At 61.4% G+C, this 17,819-nt stretch carries 11 protein-coding genes; 5 read left to right on the top strand and 6 right to left on the bottom strand.

Going from position 1 to position 17,819, the window contains the following annotated elements; genetic code table 11:
• Positions 1-13: 13 nt before the first annotated feature.
• The 5 genes from serS to DWX58_RS14465 form a co-directional block, all read right to left on the bottom strand.
• Positions 14-1,315 carry a serine--tRNA ligase gene (gene serS / locus DWX58_RS14485; protein ID WP_118645147.1) on the bottom strand — a complete coding sequence of 434 codons (1,302 nt, stop codon included), beginning with the start codon at positions 1,313-1,315 and terminating at the stop codon, positions 14-16.
• Positions 1,316-1,370: 55 nt separating this feature from the next.
• Complete coding sequence (locus tag DWX58_RS14480; RefSeq protein WP_118645144.1) at positions 1,371-1,961, bottom strand: hypothetical protein; 591 nt, start codon at positions 1,959-1,961, stop codon at positions 1,371-1,373.
• On the bottom strand, positions 1,958-2,848 hold the full coding sequence (locus tag DWX58_RS14475; RefSeq protein WP_118645141.1) for a ParB/RepB/Spo0J family partition protein: 891 nt from the start codon (positions 2,846-2,848) through the stop codon (positions 1,958-1,960). The genes DWX58_RS14480 and DWX58_RS14475 overlap by 4 nt, the downstream gene beginning before the upstream one ends.
• Before the next feature lie 588 nt (positions 2,849-3,436).
• Complete coding sequence (locus DWX58_RS14470; protein ID WP_118645138.1) at positions 3,437-4,201, bottom strand: ParA family protein; 765 nt, start codon at positions 4,199-4,201, stop codon at positions 3,437-3,439.
• Positions 4,202-5,320: 1,119 nt separating this feature from the next.
• A complete protein-coding gene (locus DWX58_RS14465) occupies positions 5,321-6,166 on the bottom strand; it encodes a ParB/RepB/Spo0J family partition protein (protein WP_279229873.1) in 846 nt (281 codons plus the stop codon).
• A 279-nt stretch (positions 6,167-6,445) separates the two neighbouring features.
• Between DWX58_RS14465 and DWX58_RS14460 the strand changes: the two genes are divergently transcribed.
• Positions 6,446-7,702, top strand: coding sequence for a dicarboxylate/amino acid:cation symporter (locus DWX58_RS14460; protein WP_118645132.1), 1,257 nt, complete (start codon positions 6,446-6,448; stop codon positions 7,700-7,702).
• A gap of 256 nt (positions 7,703-7,958) precedes the next feature.
• On the opposite strand, the gene DWX58_RS14455 is transcribed toward DWX58_RS14460, so the two are convergent.
• On the bottom strand, positions 7,959-8,561 hold the full coding sequence (locus tag DWX58_RS14455) for a TetR/AcrR family transcriptional regulator (protein WP_118645129.1): 603 nt from the start codon (positions 8,559-8,561) through the stop codon (positions 7,959-7,961).
• Positions 8,562-8,745: 184 nt separating this feature from the next.
• Here DWX58_RS14455 and DWX58_RS14450 point away from each other — a divergent pair, with 184 nt between their 5' ends.
• The 4 genes from DWX58_RS14450 to DWX58_RS14435 all read left to right on the top strand — a co-directional run bounded on the left by DWX58_RS14450 (position 8,746) and on the right by DWX58_RS14435 (position 17,779).
• Complete coding sequence (locus DWX58_RS14450; protein WP_243093538.1) at positions 8,746-9,447, top strand: ABC transporter ATP-binding protein; 702 nt, start codon at positions 8,746-8,748, stop codon at positions 9,445-9,447.
• 934 nt (positions 9,448-10,381) lie between these two features.
• A complete protein-coding gene (locus tag DWX58_RS15945; RefSeq protein ID WP_118645123.1) occupies positions 10,382-14,593 on the top strand; it encodes an FtsX-like permease family protein in 4,212 nt (1,403 codons plus the stop codon).
• Positions 14,594-15,625: 1,032 nt separating this feature from the next.
• Positions 15,626-16,204 (top strand): xanthine phosphoribosyltransferase, encoded by a 579-nt coding sequence (locus tag DWX58_RS14440; RefSeq protein WP_118645120.1) that lies wholly within the window; start codon positions 15,626-15,628, stop codon positions 16,202-16,204.
• Between the two features lie 321 nt (positions 16,205-16,525).
• Positions 16,526-17,779, top strand: a complete 1,254-nt coding sequence (locus DWX58_RS14435) for a BMP family ABC transporter substrate-binding protein (protein WP_118645117.1) — start codon at positions 16,526-16,528, stop codon at positions 17,777-17,779.
• Positions 17,780-17,819: the final 40 nt, after the last annotated feature.

Here is a 17,819-nt window from a genome sequence, read left to right as displayed (position 1 = left end):
TCCTGTGGAAAACTTAGTGCTTGGGCACCAGCTTCTCCTGGCCGCCCATGTAGGGACGGAGGACGGCGGGAATGTTCACAGTGCCGTCGGCCTGGAGGTTGTTCTCCAGGAAGGCGATGAGCATACGGGGAGGAGCCACCACGGTGTTGTTCAGGGTGTGGGGCAGGTACATGCCCTTCTCGCCCTTGACGCGCATCTTCAGGCGGCGGGCCTGAGCGTCGCCCAGGTTGGAGCAGGAGCAAACCTCGAAGTACTTCTGCTGGCGGGGGGACCAGGCCTCGATGTCGCAGGACTTGACCTTCAGGTCGGCCAGGTCGCCGGAGCAGCACTCCAGCTGGCGGACGGGGATGTCCAGGGAGCGGAACAGCTCCACGGAGTAGCGCCACATCTGCTCATACCACTTCATAGAGTCCTCGGGCTTGCAGACCACCACCATCTCCTGCTTCTCGAACTGGTGGATGCGGTAGACGCCGCGCTCCTCGATGCCGTGGGCGCCCTTCTCCTTGCGGAAGCAGGGGGAGTAGGAGGTGAGGGTCTGGGGCAGCTTGTCCTCGGGGATGATCTGGTCGATGAACTTGCCGATCATGGAGTGCTCGCTGGTGCCGATGAGGTAGAGATCCTCCCCCTCAATCTTGTACATCATGGCGTCCATCTCGGTCTGGGACATGACGCCCTCCACCACGTTGCCGTGGATCATGAAGGGGGGCACGCAGAAGGTGAAGCCCTTGCCGATCATGAAGTCACGGGCGTAGGCCAGCACGGCCTCGTGGAGCCGGGCGATGTCGCCCATGAGGTAGTAGAAGCCGTTGCCGGAGACGCGGCCGGCGGAGTCCATGTCGATGCCGTCGAAGGACTCCATGATCTGGGTGTGGTAGGGAATCTCAAAGTCGGGGATGACGGGCTCGCCGAAGCGCTGGACCTCCACGTTGCAGGAGTCGTCGGGGCCGATGGGCACGGAGGGGTCAATGATGTTGGGGATCTGGAGCATGATGTGGCGGATCTCCTCGGCCAGCTTGGCCTCCTTCTCCTCCAGCTCCTGGAGACGGTCGGCGTTGGCCTTTACCTGAGCCTTGACGGCCTCAGCCTCCTCCAGCTTGGAGGGGTCCTTCTTGGCCTGGCCCATGAGCATGCCGATCTGCTTGGAGAGGCTGTTGCGGCTGGCCCGCAGCTCGTTGGCCTCGGTCATAGCGGCCCGGTTCTCCTCATCCAGGGCGATGACCTGGTCCACCAGGGGCAGCTTGTGCTCCTGGAACTTCTTCTTGATGTTCTCCTTGACGGCCTCGGGATTCTCCCGGATAAACTTTATATCCAGCATGGTACTATCTCCTTAATTTTTATGGTTTCTATCACAGGGCCTGGGGCCCGGACAATCAATACAGGGCGTCGTAAATCTCCTGGTAGCGGTCGTAGGGGGAGAAGCGGCCGTTGTCGGTGACGCTCTCCCGGGGCAGGGCCTCCTTCAGGCCGGCCTCCTCCAGGCTGTCCATCAGCTCCCGGCACAGGGTGTATTTTCCCCGCACATAGGCCTCGTCAATCTGCCAGAACCAGTCCATAGCCTGGCTGGTCTTCTCCGCCTGCACCGACAGGTCAGAGACCTGCTGCTCCAGCTGGTCCACCTGCTCCTGTAGGTCCTGATTTTCCTCCTCCAGCTCCTGGGTCTTCTCCTTCAGGGCGGCGTTCTCCTCATAGAGACTGTTAAGGGACTGCACGGCGTTCACCGACTGCTGCAAATCGTCAATCTGGGCCTCGTTCTGCTCCTGGAGCATCTGGTACTGCCGCCGCTCCATCACAAAGGTGAACAGCAGCAGCACAAAGGCCGCGCCGAAGAGGATGGCGATATACTGAAACACCGACTTCTGCCGCCGCTTCTGCTGGCCGGGGGTGAGGGGCTTGTCCGTCTTGTTCTCCTGGGCAGGGGAGGGGTTCTCCTGGGAAGAGGGATTCTTCTGTTCCTCGCTCACGGCTGGACACCTCCTTCCCCATGCAGGGTCTGGAGCAGCGCCAGCAGCGCCTCCAGGTCCTGGTCGTTGTAGTATTCCAGCTCGATTTTGCCTTTTTTGCCCCGGTGGGCAATCTTCACCTTCCGGCCCAGACGGCCGGACAGGTCCTTCTCCAGCTCCCCCAGATAGAGGGACAGGTCGGGACCGTCGGGCTTGGGCTTGTCCGCCTTCTGCTTCTGGAGGGCTTTCACCAGGGCCTCGGTCTGCCGCACGGACAGCTGGCCCTCGATGACCTTCTTGGCCGCCTGGCGCTGGAGAGCGGGGGAGGGGAGTGCCAGGATGGCCCGGGCGTGTCCGGCGGACAGGGCCTCCTCCTCCAGCAGCTTCAGAATGTCCTCGGGCAGGGCCAGAAGACGGAGGGTGTTGGCGATGGCGGGGCGGGACTTGCCCATCTGCTGGGCCACCTGCTCCTGGGTGAGGCCGTACTCCTCCATGAGCACCTGGTAGCCCCGGGCCTCTTCGGCGGGGTTCAGGTCCTCCCGCTGGAGGTTCTCAATGAGGCCCAGCTCCATCACCTTCCGGTCGTCCGCCTCAATGATGACGGCGGGGACTTCCGCAAGGCCTGCCTCCTTGGCGGCCCGCCAGCGCCGCTCTCCGGCAATGATCTGGTAGTAGCCGGAGGCCAGCCGCCGGACGGTGAGGGGCTGAATGATGCCGTGAACCCGGATGGACTCGGCCAAATCGGCCAGGGCCTCGGGGTCAAAGCGCTTCCGGGGCTGGTTCAGCCCCGGTTCAACCTGGGAAATGGGGAGGAGGACGGAGCCTTCCCCCTGAGGCTGGAGGTCCGGGTCGCCCAGCAGGGCGTTGAGCCCACGGCCCAGACCCAGTTCCATGTTTCGTTTTGCCATTGCAGTACTCCTATTTTAAATGTATGCCAATGGGTGCATAACAAGGGTTTTCGGAAAGTGGAGGGGAGGGGGGATGTTTCACGTGAAACGCGTCCTCGCGGACTGCATATCCCTCGCTCCGCCCAAGTGTGGGCAGAGCTCGCTCATTCCGTCGCTCGTCCTTTCCAAACCGGACCCGCATTCGCTGGGCTCCGGTTTGGTGCCGCCTGCGGGCGGACGGGGGAGGGAAGCGGCGGCGGAGCATCCACCTGAGCCCTTCCGCGAGGGCAGGAAGTTAGGCGCGATACCTCTTGTAGGAGCAGGAGGTCATTCAACCGGTACTGAGCGGCAGCGGTTGGCGCACAGACACCAATCCTGGGCTTTTCCTGCGCCGGCCGGGTACGTTCCACCTTCTTGATGGCTCTCCCGTAGAAAAACAGGGGGGTCCGGGGGAGGCGGCATAAAAACACGGAGTGTTTTTCCAGACGCCGTTCCCCGGCGGCGTTTTGCCTACTTTGCCGACGCGGGCAAAGTAGGTCGCCCGCAGGCGAAATCCTTCCGCACTGGTTTCTAATATCGCCGGTCGGACAAATATGAGCCGAAAACAGCTTATCCCTTCCCGTGAATGGCGATCATCTCCTGCGCCAGGGCGGTGTAGGCCTCACAGCCCCTGGAGTAGGGGTCGTAGGCGGTGATGGGCTTGCCGTGGCTAGGCGCCTCGGAAAGGCGGACGTTGCGGGGGATGACGGTGGCGTACACCTGACCGGGGAAATGGCGCTTGACCTCCTCGGCCACCTGTAAGGACAGGTTGGTGCGGCTGTCAAACATGGTCAGCAGCACGCCCTCCAGAGCCAGCCGGGGGTTGAGTCCCCGCTTCACCAGCCGCACTGTGGCCAACAGGTCGCTGAGACCTTCCAGAGCGTAATACTCGCACTGGACGGGCACCAGCAGGGAGTCCGCCGCGCACAGGGCGTTGACGGTGAGCAGCTCCAGGGAGGGGGGGCAGTCGATGAAGATGTAGTCATACTGGTCGGACAGGGCGCCCAGAGCCTTTTTCAGCAGGTTTTCCCGGTCGGGAATGCCAATCATCTCAATGCCCGCGCCGGCCAGGGCCTTGTTGGAGGGGAGAACATCGCCGTACTTGGTGTTCTGCACCGCCCGCTGGGGCTCCGCACCGTTGATGAGCACGTCGTAGACGTTGGGGGAGGCGGTGTTTTTGTCCACACCCATGCCGGAGGTGGCATTGGCCTGAGGGTCAAAGTCACACAGCAGGACCCGCTTGCCCGCGTCGTGGAGGGCCGCGGAGAGGTTCACGGTGGTGGTGGTTTTACCAACGCCGCCTTTTTGGTTGACAACAGCAATGATTCTGGCCATAGGCGCCTCCTGTGGGAAATTGGGTTCACCCGCTGACGCGGGCTGTTTGCAGAATTTCATTATAACAATCGCAGGAGGGCTTTTCAACTGTTTTGCCCCGGTTTTTACGTTTTTAACATGGGCAAAGGAAAGATTCTATTTTATATAAGGTATGGTTGGCTCTTTGGGGATCGTTTCGTCGCGGGCGGGACGGGGGTTGGGGGATGTTTCGCCTGCGGGCGAGTGACTTTCTGTGCGGACAGAAAGTCACCAAAGAACCGTCAAAGGGGAGAGGGATTTCGATTTTCCTCTCCCCTTTGAAATCCCCACTCCTTAAAACGACCAACCTCGTCCTCGCGGACGTCATATCATTCGCCTTGCCCTAAAGGACAAGGCTCATTCATTCCGTCGCTCGTCCTCTCCCAATGGAACCCGCTACGCTGGGCTTCCATTGGGTTCACACTGCGCCCCCCCTATTGGATGTACCCCCCGGGGGCTAGCAATGCCCTGAAAGAACCAGCGGCCGACCACCGGAGCAGATAACAGAACCTGCAGCCGGGTATGGCACCGGAACGCGGTGCGTCTTACGGCGCGTTTTCACTAATACCGCCCACGTCCTGGTAACGGAGCCGCCCACCTGAGCCCTTCCGCGATGGCAAAAGTTAGGCGCGTTGTATCTTGTAGGAGCAGGAGGCAATTCAACCACCTCTTAGCGGCAGCGGTTGGCGCATAGACACGCATCCTGGGCTTTTCCTGCGCCGGTTGGATTTTTCCACCTTCTTGGTGGCTCCCCCGTAAACATATCAGGGGGTCCGGGGGAGGCGGCATAAAAACACGGAGTGTTTTTCCAGACGCCATCCCCGGGTGGCGTTTTGCCTACTTTGCCGACATGGGCAAAGTAGGTCGCCCCGCAGGGCGAAACTATCCCAAATTCGCCCGCAGGCGATACCAAACCGGAGCCCAACGAATGTGGGTCCGGTTTGGAAAGGACGAGCGACGAAATGAGTGACCCTTGCCCTTACAGGGCGAGGCGAAGGATATGCAGTCCGCGAGGACGTGTTTCACGTGAAACATCCCATCCAAAAAACAAATCCCCGCCCACGCCGAAGCGCAGACGGGGAGCAGGAAGGGGAGGTAAGCTCAACCGGGTCGCCGGGGAATATGGATGGTCAGCAGAATCTCCTGATCGGTGTCGGTGCGGCGGCACTGGGCGTCCACCCCTGCCGACCGCATCAGGTCCAGGCTCCTGGTAATGGTGTTGAGAAAGAGCCGCACGTCCCGAATGAGAAAGGTGGGCTTCTTGCGGGCAGTCTGCTGCCGGGCCACCATGGACTCCACCAGGGCCTCCGTCTGGGCCACGGTCAGGTGTCGTTCCACCACCTGTGCGGCGGCCTGAACCTGGTCCTGGGGTTCCTCCAGCCGCAGCAGGGCCCGGGCGTGGCGCTCGGTGCAGCCAGACTGGCACATTTGTTCCAGAACCCCTTCGGGCAGCTTCAAGAGCCGCAGCTTGTTGGCCACGGCGGACTGGCTCTTGCCAATGCGCCGGGCCACCTCCTCCTGAGAGAGAGAATAGGTGTCAATGAGGCGGCGGAGGGCCTTGGCCTCCTCCCAGAAGTCCAAATCCTTCCGCTGGAGGTTCTCCACCAGGGCCAGCAGGGAGGAGGACTGGCTGTCAGTCTGGATGGACAGACAGGGCACCTGGGAGAGCCCCGCCAGCCGGGCGGCCCGCAGCCGCCGCTCCCCGGCCACCAGCTCCCATCCGCCGCTTCGGCGGCGTACGGTCAGGGGCTGCAGCACCCCCAAGGCCTGAATAGACCCGGCCAGCTCCTCCAGCTCCGCCTGAGAGAAGCGCTTCCGGGGCTGGTCCGGGTTGGGCACGATGGCGTCCACCGGCAGAAACAGCACCTTTCCCGTCTCATAGATCCCTTTTCTGGTCATGCCCAGCATGATCCCGGCCCCCTTATCCAGCGGTGTAATCTCATCCATAGTTTACCATATTATGGAAAATAAAAGGTCGAAATGCGGGACCGCTGAAAAATATTTCCCGGGAGGGGGGGCTGGGCTGAAAAAAGGAAGCGGGGGCGGATTTTGAATGATGAAAAAAAGAAAGTTGCAAATTGGCTTGTAAAAGGCCCGGCGGGCATAGTATAATAGCGGCAGAGATGGAACGGAGAAAAGCCCCGGGTGTGCCCGGGGGGGAGGATGGCCGGACGCCGTCCTGCAAGCCTGGTCCTGAGGGACCCGGAGCAAGGAAGGAGAGATTTTATGAATAAGAAGAAGCTGCCGCTGGCTCTGTGGATCTTTGTGGGTCTGGTCGTGGGCATTGTGGCGGGCCTGCTGCTGATGAACGCCAACGTGGGCGGCATGGCAGGCAAGGACTTTGCCCTGGGTTACATCAAGCCCTGGGGCGACATCTTCCTGAACCTGCTGAAGTTCGTGGTGGTGCCCATTGTGCTGTTTTCCATTGCCTCGGGTGTCATTTCCATGCAGGACGTCAGCAAGGTAAGTGCGGTAGGCGGCAAGACCGTGGTCTATTACATGTGCACCACCGCCTTTGCCGTGGTGCTGGCTCTGATTCTGGCCTCGGTGGCCAAGGGTGCGGGTCTGTTTGCGGCCCTGAAAACCACCGGTCTGGAGTACACGCCCCCGGAGGGCCAGAGCATTATGACCACCATTGTGAACATCTTCCCCTCCAACGCGGTGCAGCCTCTGGCCAACGCCACTATGCTCCAGGTGATCGTCATCTCCCTGCTGCTGGGCTTCGGCGTGATGCTGGCGGGGGAGCGGGGTCTGGTGGCCGCTCAGGTCATTGACAGCTTCAACGAGGTCTTTATGAAGATCATGGACCTCATCATCAAGCTCTCTCCCATCGGCGTGGCCTGCCTCATCTGCCCGGTGGTGGCCGAGAATGGCCCCAAGATCCTGCGGGACCTGGTAGCGGTGCTGGTAGTGGCCTATGTGGGCTATATCATCCACGCCCTGCTGGTCTATTCCTCCACCGTCAAGCTGCTGGGCGGCCTGTCCCCCCTGGCTTTCTTCAAGGGCATGGCCCCGGCTATGATGATGGCCTTCTCCTCCGCCTCCTCGGTGGGCACGCTGCCCTTCAACATGGAGTGCTCCGAGCGGCTGGGCGCCCGGCGTGAGATTACCTCCTTCGTGCTGCCCCTGGGCGCCACCATCAACATGGACGGCACCGCCATCTATCAGGGCGTGTGCGCTGTGTTTATCGCCACCGCCTACGGCATCGACCTGACCGTGGGTCAGATGGTCACCATCGTCCTCACCGCCACCCTGGCCTCCATCGGCACCGCCGGTGTGCCCGGCGCGGGCATGGTCATGCTGGCCATGGTGCTCCAGAGCGTCAACGTCCCCGTGGAGGGCATCGCTCTGGTGGCGGGCATCGACCGCATTTTCGACATGGGCCGTACCACGGTGAACATCACCGGCGACGCCGCCTGTGCCATCATTGTCTCCAAGCTGGAGGACAAGAAGGAAGCCCGGTCCAAGGCCGTGCTGAAATAACCTGTGTGTAAAAACCGGGCGGAGCGCAGCGCGCTCCGCCCGGTTTTTCTCTGCGGGAAGGAAGCTGGTCTCTTCTGCCTGCGGCAAAATCTGAAAATAGTGGGCGGCCTTAAGGGCCGCCCACTATGTGTCTCCATCCAAGATAAATCCCGGACAACCAACCGGAAAACGAGGAGCGAGGGGAAGCGTAGCTTCCCACAAAGTTCTTTGCCCCGCTTTCTTTCAAGAAAGCGGGAAACAGCGGGAAACAAAGGAATCACAGGGAGGTGAGGCCCTGCTGAATGAGCCGTCCGGTAAAGACGGCCATCTCGCTGGCGGGGGGCTGGAGGCCGTTGCGCATCCAGGACTGAACCAGTCCCACCGTGCCGCAGACCACGAACTCCAGGGCGTAGGCGGAGGAGGGGTCCTCCTCTCCCACGGAGTAGGCGCCCCGCCAGTCCCCGGCGCACTTCTCCCGGATGACGGCATAGAGCCGCTGGAAGAAGGGGTCCTTGGCCTGGCCGGTGAGGAGGATGGGGATGAGGTCGCGGTTGTCCTCCACAAAGAGGAAGACCTTCTCCAGCACGGGGGAGAGGTCCCCCTGGAGCTGCTGGGGGGTGTAGCCGGAGAGCAGGTCCCCCAGGGAATCAAAGAGCTGGTTTTCGTACTGTTCCAGCATGTCGTAGATGTCCTTGTAGTGGGCGTAGAAGGTGCCCCGGTTCACATCGGCCCGGTCGGTGAGCTCCCGGACGGTGATGGAGCGCAGGTCCTTTTCCCTCAGCAGCTGGGTGAGGGCCTGACGGAGGCGTGCCTTGGTGCGGCGGACCCGGCGGTCCTGGTCCTGGGCGGCAGCGGGAGAGGGGGGAGACGTGAATGACATGGGGAGACCTCCTTTCAAAAAATTCACAGAAACTTAACCGGAGATACTGAACAAAACCGGGATAGCTGTTGGATTTCAGACAGACGGAGGGGATTTGCCCCTTGAGTCTGGTCTGCTCACAACTATAATATAAAACAAAGGCAAAATAATCAACACCTGTTTTGTAACGGACAGGAGGATGGATATGGCATACATTGCACTGGAGCACGTGGTCAAGCGGTACAAAATGGGCGAGGTGACCATCACGGCGGTGAACGACATCACCTTCACCATTGAGAAGGGGGAGTTTGCGGTCATTGTGGGTCCCTCCGGCGCGGGCAAGACCACGGTTTTGAACATTCTGGGGGGGATGGACGCCTGTGACGAGGGGACCATCACTGTGGATGGACAGCTGGTCAGCGGCTACAACAGCCGTCAGCTCACCACCTACCGCCGCTATGACATCGGTTTTGTGTTTCAGTTTTATAACCTGGTGCAGAACCTCACCGCTCTGGAAAACGTGGAGCTGGCTGCCCAGATCTGCAAGCACCCCCTGCCTGCCCAGCAGGTGCTGGAGAAGGTGGGGCTGGGGGACCGACTCAACAACTTTCCGGCCCAGCTCTCCGGCGGCGAGCAGCAGCGGGTGGCCATCGCCCGGGCGTTGGCCAAGAACCCCAAGCTGCTGCTGTGTGACGAGCCCACCGGCGCGCTGGACTATGTGACAGGCAAGTCTATTTTGAAGCTGCTCCAGGACACCTGCCGTCAGGAGGGGATGACTGTGGTGGTTATTACCCACAACAGCGCCATTGCCCCCATGGCCGATCAGGTCATCCATGTGAAAAATGGACGTGTGGACCGGATTGAGCGGAATGAGAGGCCAATTCCCGTGGAGCAGATTGAGTGGTAACTCCGAGGGGATGGAGATCATTCATTGGATGGTTTAAAGATGTTTCGTCTGCGGGCGGGGTGGGGATGGTTTCACCCTGCGGGGCGACCTACTTTGCCCGCGTCGGCGCGTCGGTACAAACTGCATATCGTTGTACCTCCTCTCCAAACTGAACCCGCTGCGCTGGGCTTCAGTTTGGTAGTACCTGCGAGCGGGAGGCTCGTTTCGCCCATTGGGCGAGTTCCTTTTGCAGCGGTGCAAAAGGAACCAAAAAACCGCCGGGGGAATGCGCCTGGAAAAACACTCCGTGTTTTTATGTCGCATTCGCCCCGGACCCCCATTTATTCTACGGGGGAGCCATCAAGAAGGTTTGAAATACCTTATCGGCGCGGGAAAAGCCCAGAATGGGTGTCTAAGCGCCAACCGCTGCCGCTAAGAAGCGGTTGAATGACCACCTGCTTCTACAAGGGACATCGCGCCTAACTTTCTGCCCTCGCGGGAGGGCTCAGGTGGACGGCTCCGTCGCCGGGACGTGCGCGGGATTGCCGGAACGGTGCGGTGCCCCCCGCGTTCCGGTGCCGCACCCGGCTATGGGTTTCGTCACCTGCTCCGCTGGTTGTTCGCTGGACCTTTCAGGGCACCGCCAGCCCCCGGGGGGTACATCCAATAGGGGGGACCGCAGTCCCCCCTGATTGGTCGTTTTAAGGAGGGGGGATTTCAAAGGGGGGAGGGAGATCGAAATCCCTCCCACCTTTGACAGTTCTTTGGTGACTTTCTGTCTGCACAGAAAGTCACTCGCCCGGAGGCGAAATCCTTACGAACCGACCATCTCTGTGCCCCAAACAAAGCACGTTGCCGGGCCAAAGCTGTGGTCAGATAAAATACGGATGATGATAAAGATTAAAATTAAAACAAACTGCAATCGGAAATTTAGAGATAAGGAGGGGATTCAGGTATGAAACGAACGGTCAAGCGGGCGCCCAACCGGCTGCTCACCGACGCGGTGCGGGAAATCCTCCGCACCCGAAGCCGCTTTCTCTCCCTGATGATCCTCTCTGCCCTGGCGGTCTGCTTCCTGGCCGGTCTGCGGGCCACGGCCCCGGACATGAAGCTGTCGGCGGACCGGTACTTCGACAGCCAGAAGCTGATGGACCTGCGCATCGTGTCCACCCTGGGACTGACGGAGGAGGACATCGCGGCCCTGGCGGAGGAGCCGGGGGTGTTGACCGCCCGGGGGGCCTATACCATCGACGCCATTTTGCCCTGGGGGAACAATGATTATATTGTAAAGGCATTATCCTTGTCAGAAGATGTGAACCTCCCGGCCCTGAAGGACGGCCGTCTGCCCCAGGCGGCGGACGAGTGCCTGGTGGAGCCCCGGCTGATGACCGAGGCGGGGCTGAAGCTGGGGGACCAGATCACCCTGAACACCGGTGAGGGGGACTACAAGGACGCCCTGGCCCAGAACACCTTCACCATTGTGGGTACCGCCGATACGCCCCTCTACATCGGCGTGGAGCGGGGTAGCTCCACCCTGGGCACAGGCAAGGTGTCCGCCTATGTGCTGCTGCCGGAGGCGGCCTTTACCATGGACTCCTACACCGACGCCTATCTGGTGATGGAGGGGACGGCGGAGCTGGAGACCTACAGCGACGCCTATGAGGACCTCATGGAGGGCTATACGACCCAGCTGGAACAGCTGGGGGATGTGCGGGCCCCGCTCCGCCGGGAGGGTATTCTGGACGAGGCCAATGAGAAGCTGTCCGAGGCCCAGGGGGAGCTGGACGAGGCCAAAGCCGAGGCCGAGGCGGAGCTCTCCGACGCGGAAGCGGAGCTGGCGGACGCCCGGAGAGAGCTGGATGACGGCTGGCGGGAGTACTACGACGGTCTGGACGAGTATAACCAGGGCCGCCAGGAGCTGGACGACAAGGTGGCCGAGGCGGAGGCAGAGATTGCCGACGAAGAGCAGGAGCTCCAGGACGCCCGGAAGGAGCTGGACGACGCCAAGCAGGAGCTGGCAGACGCCCGCCAGGAGCTGGACGACGGCTGGGAGGAGTACTACGCCAACTACGCCGACTACACCCAGGGCCTCCGGGACTACGAGGAGGGCCTGAAAGAGTACGAGGGCGGCAAAAAGAAGTATGAAGACGGCCTGAAAGACTACGAGAAGGGGGTCAAGGAGTACGAGGACGGCAAGCGACAGCTCAGCTCCGCCCTGTGGACCCTCAACGAGCAGGAGAGCGTGTACTCCGCCAATCTGGAGCAGTTCAACACCCTGCTGGACAACATTCTGGCGCCCCTGAAAGAGCAGGGGGTAACCCTCACCCGGGAGGAGCTCATCGCCGCCCTGAAACAGGAGGCAGCCAATCCCAAGCCCGACCCTGACCCCGATCCCGGAGAGGGCGGCGGGGCCACAGACCCGGTGGATCCCCCGGAGGGGGGAACCGACCCCGGCAATGGGGAGGGAGCAGAAACCGGCGGCCAGGAGGGGACAGAGGGTACCACCCCTCCGGCAGAGGGAACAACCGGCACACAGGCGGCGGCTCTGGCCCTTGGGACCCAGACGCCCGCCTTGCGGACAGAAGGGGAGACCGGCGGCGGCTCCGGCACCTTCCGGGTCACCGACCTGGTGGACGCCACCCTCCAGGCCTCCATTGGTAAGCTGGAGGAGGGTCTGGCAGAGGCCAAGCGCCAGCTGTCCGGGCTCAAGAGCCAGCAGGAGGAGATCAATGCCCTGCCCGCCCAGATTGAACAGGTGAAGCAGGCCATCGCGGCGGCCCAGGCGGCGGGAGAGGACACCGCAGAGCTGGAGGCCCAGCTGGCCGCTCTGGAGGGGGCCCTGGCCGAGGGCCAGGAGAAGCTCCCGGAGCTGGAGGCCGGAATTGCCCAGCTGGAGGCTCAGATCAAGACCCTGGAGACCCAGAAGGCATCCCTCCCCGCCGACAGCAAGGCGCTGCTGGCGGCCCAGGCCCAGCTGGAGGCGGGCCGCGCCGCGCTGGACAGCGGCTGGGCGGATTACCGCTGGGGCCAGGCGAAGCTGCAGGACGCCAAAAAGCAGCTGGATGAGGCCAAGGAGGAGCTGGAGGAGGCCAAAAAGGAGCTGGAGACCGGCAAGCTGGAGATGATGACGGGCAAGTACGAGCTGGACGACGCCCAGTTCCAGCTGGAGGACGCGCTGGCCCAGCTCCAGGAGGGCGAGGCGGACTATGCCCAGGGCCTCAAGGACTATGAGGAAGGGGAGCAGGAGTACGCCGACGGTCTGGTAGAGCTCCAGGAGGCCCGGGACACCCTGGCCCAGGAGAAGGCGGACGCGGAGGCGGAGCTCCAGGAGGCCGGAGCCAAGCTGGACGACGCCCTGGCGGAGTTGCGGGACGGCGAAGCCGAGTATGAGGAAGGCTACCAGGAGTATCTGGAGGGCAAGGCGGAGGCCGACGAGAAGATTGGCGACGCCCAGGAGGAGCTGGACAAGGCCCGCCGGGATGTGGAGAGCATTGAGGAGTGCACCTGGTACGTGCTGGACCGGAACACCAACGCCGGCTATGTGAGCTACTCCATGGATGCCGACCGCATGGGCAACCTGGCCAGCGTCTTCCCCCTGATTTTCTTCCTGGTGGCGGCCCTGGTGTGCCTCACCACCATGACCCGCATGGTGGAGGAGCAGCGGGTGACCATCGGCGGACTGAAGGCCCTGGGCTACTCCAAGGGGGCCATCGCCGTGAAATATGTGGGCTACGGCTTCCTGGCCAGCGCCCTGGGTTCCCTCATTGGACTGGCGGTGGGCCTCACCCTGCTGCCCTGGATTATCTGCACCGCCTGGGGCATTATCTACGCCACCGGCGATATCTATTATAGTCTGGAGCCCGCCACCTCCCTCTTTGCCTGCGGCGCGGCAGTGGGAACGGTGACCCTGGCGGCCCTGGGGGCCTGCTTCTCCACCCTGGCGGCGGTGCCGGCCCAGCTCATGCGGCCCAAGGCCCCGCCCATGGGGCGGCGCATCCTGCTGGAGCGGATAGGCCCCCTGTGGAGGCGGCTGTCCTTCAACTATAAAATTACCCTGCGCAACCTCTTCCGGTACCAGAAGCGATTCTGGATGACGGTGGCGGGCATCGGCGGCTGCGCGGCCCTCATTGTCACGGCCTTCGGCCTGCGGGACTCCATTCTGGATATTATGGACACCCAGTACGACGAAATTTACCGCTACACCGCCCAGGTGGGCCTGGTGGACAAGGTGACTACCGGGGAGCTGCGGGGGGTGGAGGAGCTGCTGGAGGGCAGCGGTCTGGTGACGGACTTTGCCCCCTGCCGCTCTGAGACCGTGACCGCCCGCACCGACGCCTACAGCATTGACGCTACTCTCCAGACCACCGCCAACCAGGAGGAGCTGGAGCGCTTTGTGAACCTGCGCCACCGCACCAGCTCAGAGCCGGTGACGCTGCCTGACGACGGGGTGGTGCTCACCGAGAAGCTGGCCAAGCTGCTGGACGTGGAGGTGGGGGACACCATCACCCTGGAGGGGGACAAGACGGTGACCGCCCGGGTGGCCGACATCACCGAGCACTACATCCAGCACAGCGTCTACCTCACGGATGCCAATTACCAGACCCTCTTCGGCCAGGCGCCGGAGGACAACGTGGTGCTGGTGGATTACGATCCGGAGGCGGAGGGAGCGGACCAGCTGGCCTCCGACCTGGTGGCCCTGGACGGAGTGACCACGGTGTCCCTCAACGAGGACACCCGGCGCACCTTCTCCTCCAGCCTGGAGAGCGTGGACTACGCGGTGATTCTGATTATTGTGTGCGCCGCAGCCCTGGCCTTTGTGGTGCTCTACAACCTTACCAACATCAACATCACCGAACGCATGCGGGAGATGGCCACCCTAAAGGTGCTGGGCTTCTATGACCGGGAGCTGTCCGCCTATATCTACCGGGAGAATGTGATTCTCACGGTGTTCGGTGTGGCGTTGGGCATGCTCATGGGTAAGGCCCTGCACCAGTGGCTCATTCTCACGGTGGAGATTGATCTGCTCATGTTTGGCCGGGTGCTGCAGTGGAAGAGCTACGCCTGGGCGGTGGCCCTGACGGTGGTGTTCTCCCTGCTGGTCAATCTGGCCGCCCACCGGAAGCTGAAAAAGCTGGACATGGTGGAGTCCCTGAAAACCGTGGAGTAGGAGACCGCTTTCTTGAAAGAAAGCTTGGCAAAGAACTTTCTGCGAAGCTTCGCTTCGCCTCTGCGCCCGTAAGAAAAGAAACCGGCAGGAGTGACCGTTTTCGTCGCTCCTGCCGGATTTTATTTTGAGGTGCTGATTTGGTAGGGGCCGGTCCCAGACCGGCCCGGCGTTGACCGCTTGCTTCTATAAGAGACGACGCGCCTAACTTTCCGCTTTCGCGGGAGGGCTCGGGTGGATGCTCATGCTGCCGGGACATGGTGGAATTACCGGAAACGTGCTGTAAAGTGAATACGCCTTCCAGTGTTGCACCCGGCAGCGCGTTGGGTTGTCTGCTCCGCCAGTTTGTTGCGAAACCTTTCAGGGCACCATCAGCCCTTGGGGGTACATCCAATAGGGAGGACCGAAGTGGGGACCCAATGGAAGCCCAGCGAAGCGGGTTCCATTGGGAGAGGCTGACTCCCCTTATCAAGGGGAGATGTCCCAAAGGGACAGAGGGGATAGGGACCGAGCGACGAAATGAGTGAGCCTTGCCCTTTTAAGGGCGAGGCGAATGATATGTAGTCCGCGAGGACGAGATTGGTCGTTTTAAGGGGATGGGGTATCTAGGGGAAGGGGGAAGTCGAAATCCCCCTTCCCCTAGACAGTTCTTTGGTGACTTTCTGTCTGCACAGAAAGTCACTCGCTCGGAAGCGAAATATCCCCATTTCCCGTCCTGCTCCCAGGTGAAATTCTCCGAAAGCGTTTTACATCCTAATAAGACACGTCCATTACTTTTATCAATGAAAAAATCCCATTAGAATTTGGAGGAGCAGAGGACGAGTCTTTTCCTTGGAATTGGGAATTCGATGCGGCAGTCTGCTATTCTGCAGACGTGGAGAGGAAGAAAAATTTGTGTGGGATGCTGGAAAGAATTTTGAAAAAAGGATTGCAGAAACGGGGGATTTCCTGTAAAATGGTAACGTATCGACATAAACTGCGTGGCCCGTATTTCCGGGCCACTGTCATTTTCTTCAGAAAGGCGGAGAGAGCGGCATGGAGCTTCTGAAGCAGCGCATTCGTACCGACGGCACGGTGAAGGGCACCGATGTGCTGAAGGTAGACAGTTTTCTCAATCATCAGATGGATGTGGAGCTCTTTGCGGAGATCGGCAAGGAGTTTCTGCGCCGGTTTGCGGACTGCGGCGTGAACAAGATTTTGACCATCGAGGCCTCTGGCATCGGGATCGCTTGTGTCACGGCGCAGTTTTTTCACTGTCCGGTGATTTTCGCCAAGAAGAGCCAGTCCAAGAACATTGACGGGGCGGTGTACTCCACCAAGGTGGAGTCCTTCACCCACGGCCGCATCTACGACGTCATCGTGTCCAAGAAATTCCTGGGCCCGGAGGACAAGGTGCTGATTATCGACGATTTCCTGGCCAACGGCGCGGCTCTGGAGGGACTCATCGACCTGGTGCACCAGTCCGGAGCGCAGTTGGCCGGCGCGGGCATCGTCATTGAGAAGGCCTTTCAGCCCGGCGGGGACCGTCTGCGCGCCCAGGGTATCCGGGTGGAATCCCTGGCCCGGATTAAGTCCATGAATGAAGAGACCGGCGTGGAGTTTGTAGAGGAATAAGAAAGAACACCGCTTCCTGCCAGGGATTCCACGGGGCCCCATCGGGAGATGGGGCGGCCGGCAGGCCGTAAATCCGACGGGCAGAGCCCGAAGGATTCCGGAGGGCGGAATTCACTTCCGCCCGAGGATTGAAAAGAACGGGTCCCCACAGACGGGGAAGCCCGGCTGTGGGAAATCTCTGGCCCGGATTAAGTCCATGAATGAAGAGACTGGCGTGGAGTTTGTGGACTGAGTCCACGAGAAATGTGGTTAAAACCGGGAAAAACGGTTTTAATAGATAGAAGGAAAGACATGCAAACTTTGTAAGGAGGACAACGAGAAATGAAGAAGTTTCTTGCCATGGCTCTGGCCGTGGCCATGACCCTGTCTCTGGCCGCCTGCGGCAGCAACAGCTCCAGCAGCAGCGCCGGCTCCAACACCGGCTCCAGCAGCTCTGCCAGCGGCAGCCAGACCGCCAGCAACACCGATTTCAAGGTGGGCGCCATCTATATCAACGGCCAGAACGACACCGCTGGCTACACCTATCAGCACCACAAGGGCATCACCACCGCCATGGAGAACCTGGGCATGGATCCTGCTACCCAGCTGCTCATCGTGGACCAGGTGCCTGAGAACGACACCGAGGTGTCCAACGCCATCGACACTCTGGCCAGCCAGGGCTGCCAGCTGATCATCGGCATCTCCTTCGGCTACCTGAACGCCATGGATGCCGCCGCCGCCAAGCCTGAGTACTCCGACATCATCTTCACTCACGCTACCGGCTACCTGAGCAACCCCGACAACTTCAACAACTACTTCGGCCGCATCTACCAGGCCCGTTACCTCACCGGCATCGCCGCCGGCCTGAAGAGCCTGGAGACCGGCAACAACTCCCTGGGCTATGTGGCCGCCTACAACCTGGACTATGCTGAGACCTGCTCCGGCATCAACGCCTTCACCCTGGGCGCTCTGGCTGTTAACCCCAACGCCACCGTCACCGTGAAGACCCTGGACACCTGGGGCGACGAGACCCTGGAGCGTCAGACCGCTCAGGCCCTCATCGACGCCGGCTGCGGCGTGATCGCCCAGCACTGTGACTCCGCCCAGCCCCAGCTGGCCGCCCAGGAGTCCGGCGTGTTCGGCTGCGGCTACAACTCCGACATGACCGAGCAGGCCCCCGACGCCCACATCACTGCCGCCATCTGGCACTGGGATGTGTACTACCAGGCCGCCATTGAGGCCGCCATGCAGGGCAAGGAGCACTTCATGGAGACCATGGGTGAGGCCTACTACGCCGGCCTGGCCGAGGGCATGGTGGACATCAGCCCCATCAACGAGGCCGTTGCCGCTCCCGGCACCCAGGCTGCTGTGGACGCCGTCACTGAGCTCATCGTCTCCGGCGAGTGGGACGTGTTCTCCGGCGTGAAGCTGAACATCACCGTCAACGAGGACGGCACCGTCAACGTGGAGCAGGTGGACGCCGATCTGAAGGATACCGCGGGCAACGTCATCGTTCCCGCCGGTGGTGCCAGCGTGGATGACAGCGTCATCAAGGGCAGCATGAACTACAATGTGGAGGGCGTCGTGGTCAGCTAAGACCCGCACCCCAAGCACCTGACACAGACCCAACTCCGGG

The sequence above is a fragment of the Pseudoflavonifractor sp. AF19-9AC genome (assembly GCF_003478995.1).
GTDB lineage: Bacteria > Bacillota > Clostridia > Oscillospirales > Oscillospiraceae > Lawsonibacter.
The sequence above is the reverse complement of the archived record's forward strand: the minus strand, read 5'-3'. Positions and strand labels throughout refer to the sequence as shown.